Source organism: Winogradskyella vincentii, from assembly GCF_020166345.1.
GTDB classification, from domain to species: domain Bacteria; phylum Bacteroidota; class Bacteroidia; order Flavobacteriales; family Flavobacteriaceae; genus Winogradskyella; species Winogradskyella vincentii.
This window is the reverse complement of sequence record NZ_JAIUJS010000014.1, coordinates 1-5,391: the sequence shown is the minus strand read 5'-3', so window position 1 is coordinate 5,391 and position 5,391 is coordinate 1. Positions and strand designations below refer to the sequence as shown.

At 48.1% G+C, this 5,391-nt stretch carries 2 tRNA genes and 3 rRNA genes; all 5 read right to left on the bottom strand.

Annotated features, from left to right (window positions below):
* Positions 1–14: 14 nt before the first annotated feature.
* Positions 15–123, bottom strand: a 5S ribosomal RNA gene (rrf, locus tag LBV24_RS14870).
* A 110-nt stretch (positions 124–233) separates the two neighbouring features.
* A 23S ribosomal RNA gene (locus LBV24_RS14865) occupies positions 234–3,054 on the bottom strand.
* A 129-nt stretch (positions 3,055–3,183) separates the two neighbouring features.
* A tRNA-Ala gene (locus tag LBV24_RS14860) sits at positions 3,184–3,257 on the bottom strand.
* 71 nt (positions 3,258–3,328) lie between these two features.
* Positions 3,329–3,402: transfer RNA gene (locus LBV24_RS14855), tRNA-Ile, on the bottom strand.
* Between the two features lie 85 nt (positions 3,403–3,487).
* Positions 3,488–5,013, bottom strand: a 16S ribosomal RNA gene (locus tag LBV24_RS14850).
* The 16S, 23S and 5S rRNA genes sit together here with 2 tRNA genes alongside, the layout of an rRNA operon.
* Positions 5,014–5,391: the final 378 nt, after the last annotated feature.

Genomic DNA, 5,391 nt, shown 5'->3' with positions numbered 1-5,391 from the left:
CAAAGGGCCTTCAAGAAAGGCGGCGACCTACTCTCCCACAGAAAGCAGTACCATCGGCGCTAACGGGCTTAACTACTCTGTTCGGAATGGTAAGAGGTGAGCCCCGTCGCTATAACCACCTTAAATCTTCGGTTGCTATAAGATAATCAACACTAATATTGTTGACATATTGAAAATAAGATATACGATAATCGATATTACTAGATAATACTGTACCTATAAAAAGAACGGCGTACAATAAGCCTACGGGTTATTAGTACTACTCGGCTGTGACATTACTGCCTTTACACCTGTAGCCTATCAACGTGGTCATCTTCCACGGCCCTTTAAAGAAATCTCATCTTGTGGTGGGTTTCGCGCTTATATGCTTTCAGCGCTTATCCCTTCCGAACGTAGCTACCCTGCGATGCCACTGGCGTGACAACAGGTGCACCAGAGGTTCGTCCAACTCGGTCCTCTCGTACTAGAGTCAGATCCACTCAAATTTCTAACGCCCACAGTAGATAGAGACCGAACTGTCTCACGACGTTCTGAACCCAGCTCGCGTGCCACTTTAATGGGCGAACAGCCCAACCCTTGGGACCTTCTCCAGCCCCAGGATGTGACGAGCCGACATCGAGGTGCCAAACCCCCCCGTCGATGTGAGCTCTTGGGGGAGATCAGCCTGTTATCCCCGGAGTACCTTTTATCCTTTGAGCGATGGCCCTTCCATGCGGAACCACCGGATCACTATGCTCTACTTTCGTACCTGATCGACCTGTATGTCTCTCAGTCAAGCTCCCTTATGCCATTGCACTCTGCGCACGGTTACCAAGCGTGCTGAGGGAACCTTTAGAAGCCTCCGTTACTCTTTTGGAGGCGACCACCCCAGTCAAACTACCCACCAAGCACTGTCCGTCGATAGACGTTAGACTCTAGATAAGCAAAGGGTGGTATTTCAACAATGACTCCACAACGCCTGGCGACGCCGCTTCAAAGTCTCCCACCTATCCTACACATTACTTATCCAAAGCCAATACTAAGCTATAGTAAAGGTTCACGGGGTCTTTTCGTCCCACTGCGGGTAATCGGCATCTTCACCGATACTACAATTTCACCGAGCTCATGGCTGAGACAGTATCCAAATCGTTACACCATTCGTGCAGGTCGGAACTTACCCGACAAGGAATTTCGCTACCTTAGGACCGTTATAGTTACGGCCGCCGTTTACTGGGGCTTCATTTCAGACCTTCGAGGTAAACCTCTAAGCCCTCCACTTAACCTTCCAGCACCGGGCAGGTGTCAGGCCCTATACGTCATCTTTCGATTTAGCAGAGCCCTGTGTTTTTGATAAACAGTCGCTTGGATCTTTTCACTGCGGCCTGTATTACTACAGGCGACGCTTCTCCCGAAGTTACGCGTCTATTTTGCCTAGTTCCTTAGCCATGAATCTCTCGAGCACCTTAGAATTCTCATCCCAACTACCTGTGTCGGTTTAGGGTACGGGCTGCTTCACTCGCTTTTCTTGGAAGTCGATTTGCTAGATTATCACCTTGACCGTAGTCTCAGTGTACTATCGCGGTATTACTACTCGCTTCAACGTACTATTCCGTCAGTACGCACTAACTTTTCGCCTCCGTCACTTTTAGCGTGAGCAGGTACAGGAATATTAACCTGTTGTCCATCCACTACCCCTTTCGGGTTCGCGTTAGGTCCCGACTAACCCTCAGCTGATTAGCATAGCTGAGGAAACCTTAGTCTTTCGGTGTGCGGGTTTCTCGCCCGCATTATCGTTACTTATGCCTACATTTTCTTTTGTAGCTTCTCCAGCATACCTCGCAGTACACCTTCGACGACACTACAATGCTCCCCTACCACTTTTAAAAGTCCATAGCTTCGGTAGTATGTTTATGCCCGATTATTATCCATGCCGGATCGCTCGACTAGTGAGCTGTTACGCACTCTTTAAATGAATGGCTGCTTCCAAGCCAACATCCTAGCTGTCTGTGCAATCCAACCTCGTTTATTCAACTTAACATACATTTGGGGACCTTAGCTGATGGTCTGGGTTCTTTCCCTCTCGGACATGGACCTTAGCACCCATGCCCTCACTGCTGATCATCATTTTATAGCATTCGGAGTTTGTCAGGAATTGGTAGGCGGTGAAGCCCCCGCATCCAATCAGTAGCTCTACCTCTATAAAACTAAATCAACGCTGCACCTAAATGCATTTCGGGGAGTACGAGCTATTTCCGAGTTTGATTGGCCTTTCACCCCTACCCACAGGTCATCCGAAGACTTTTCAACGTCAACCGGTTCGGGCCTCCACTGTGTGTTACCACAGCTTCACCCTGCCCATGGGTAGATCACACGGTTTCGCGTCTACCACTACTAACTTAAGCGCCCTGTTCAGACTCGCTTTCGCTACGGATCCGTACCTTAAGTACTTAACCTTGCTAGCAACGGTAACTCGTAGGCTCATTATGCAAAAGGCACGCCGTCACCACGAATGGCTCCGACCGCTTGTAAGCGTATGGTTTCAGGTTCTGTTTCACTCCCTTATTCAGGGTTCTTTTCACCTTTCCCTCACGGTACTAGTTCACTATCGGTCTCTCAGGAGTATTTAGCCTTATGGGATGGTCCCCACAGATTCATACAGGGTTACACGTGCCCCGCACTACTCAGGATACTGCTATGGTCAATGATCTTTACCTTTACGGGGCTATCACCCTCTACGGCCGCTCTTTCCAAAGCGTTCTAGTTCATTACACGACCAACGACGCAGTCCTACAACCCCAGCATTGCCGTAACAATACTGGTTTGGGCTAATCCGATTTCGCTCGCCGCTACTATCGGAATCACTTTTGTTTTCTTCTCCTCCGGGTACTTAGATGTTTCAGTTCTCCGGGTTTGCCTCCTTGCGGATGACATGTCTTCAACATGCCGGGTTGCCCCATTCGGATATCTGCGGATCAACTTGTATGTGCCAATCCCCGCAGCTTTTCGCAGCTTATCACGTCCTTCATCGCCTCTGAGAGCCTAGGCATTCCCCATACGCTCTTATTTAGCTTATTGTACTTTTGTCTTTTTAATGAGTTACAATTATTGCTCGTTACAATAATTTATTTTTATTAAATATTTCTATCTAATTATCATGTATCTTTTTTCAATATGTCAATGAACTTTTACGGCCAGTGCCGTCTGTGGAGAATACCGGAGTCGAACCGGTGACCTCCTGCGTGCAAGGCAGGCGCTCTAGCCAGCTGAGCTAATTCCCCATCTAGAACTCAGAACTTGAATTCAGAATTTCGAACCTTGAATCCCAGCTTCCAGAATTTCCTTTAATCAGTAGTCTCAGGCAGACTCGAACTGCCGACCTCTACATTATCAGTGTAGCGCTCTAACCAGCTGAGCTATGAGACTCTACTTAATTATTGATATTTTAAATTGACAGCAAAAAGAACAAACTATCCCTTTCCTTTATTCGTTATCAGTCGTCTTTCTCTAGAAAGGAGGTGTTCCAGCCGCACCTTCCGGTACGGCTACCTTGTTACGACTTAGCCCTAGTTACCGATTTTACCCTAGGCCGCTCCTTGCGGTGACGGACTTCAGGCACTCCCAGCTTCCATGGCTTGACGGGCGGTGTGTACAAGGCCCGGGAACGTATTCACCGGATCATGGCTGATATCCGATTACTAGCGATTCCAGCTTCACGGAGTCGAGTTGCAGACTCCGATCCGAACTGTGATATGGTTTGTAGATTCGCTCCTTCTCGCGAAGTGGCTGCTCATTGTCCATACCATTGTAGCACGTGTGTAGCCCAGGACGTAAGGGCCGTGATGATTTGACGTCATCCCCACCTTCCTCGCGGTTTGCACCGGCAGTCTTGCTAGAGTTCCCATCTTTACATGCTGGCAACTAACAACAGGGGTTGCGCTCGTTATAGGACTTAACCTGACACCTCACGGCACGAGCTGACGACAACCATGCAGCACCTTGTAGATGGTCCGAAGAAATAGCTGTCTCCAGCTAATGCAATCTACATTTAAGCCCTGGTAAGGTTCCTCGCGTATCATCGAATTAAACCACATGCTCCACCGCTTGTGCGGGCCCCCGTCAATTCCTTTGAGTTTCATTCTTGCGAACGTACTCCCCAGGTGGGTCACTTATCACTTTCGCTTAGCCACTCAGACCGAAGTCCGAACAGCTAGTGACCATCGTTTACGGCGTGGACTACCGGGGTATCTAATCCCGTTCGCTCCCCACGCTTTCGTCCATCAGTGTCAATATATTGTTAGTGATCTGCCTTCGCAATCGGTATTCTATGTAATATCTATGCATTTCACCGCTACACTACATATTCTAACCACTTCACAATAATTCAAGACCGGCAGTATCAAAGGCAGTTCTACAGTTGAGCTGCAGGATTTCACCTCTGACTGACCGATCCACCTACGGACCCTTTAAACCCAATGATTCCGGATAACGCTTGCATCCTCCGTATTACCGCGGCTGCTGGCACGGAGTTAGCCGATGCTTATTCTTACAGTACCGTCAGCTCTCCACACGTGGAAAGGTTTCTTCCTGTACAAAAGCAGTTTACAACCCATAGGGCAGTCTTCCTGCACGCGGCATGGCTGGATCAGGCTTCCGCCCATTGTCCAATATTCCTCACTGCTGCCTCCCGTAGGAGTCTGGTCCGTGTCTCAGTACCAGTGTGGGGGATCCCCCTCTCAGGGCCCCTATCTATCGTTGCCTAGGTGTGCCGTTACCACACCTACTAGCTAATAGAACGCATACTCATCTCCTACCGCCGAAACTTTAATCACAGTCCGATGCCGGACCGTGATACCATGGGGTATTAATCTTCATTTCTAAAGGCTATCCCCCTGTAAGAGGTAGATTGTATACGCGTTACGCACCCGTGCGCCACTCGTCAGCGGAAAAGCAAGCTTTTCCCTGTTACCGTTCGACTTGCATGTGTTAGGCCTGCCGCTAGCGTTCATCCTGAGCCAGGATCAAACTCTTCATCGTTAAATCTTAAATATTATTCAACGACCGATTCAGAATTTCCAAAGTACTCATGATGGTTCGTTCTCTTGTCGACCAAGACCGTTTCCGGTCCCGATCTTACGCTGTCAATTCAATATGTTAATGAACTTTTTCTGTTACCCAAAACCGCCCTTCGGCGTTTTAGCGGGTGCAAATATAAAACCCTTTTTTATTACCCGCAACATTCTCGACAAAATATTTTAAAATATTTTTTCTCATTACGATCCGAGCCTCCAAAACAAAACCGGATGCAACGCAAAAGGGGCGCAAATATAAATCCCTTTAACTACATAACAAGCACTTTGACAACCTTTTTTTCAGAAAAAAAAAACAGCCCAAAACAAATGCCTACCTGTCAAG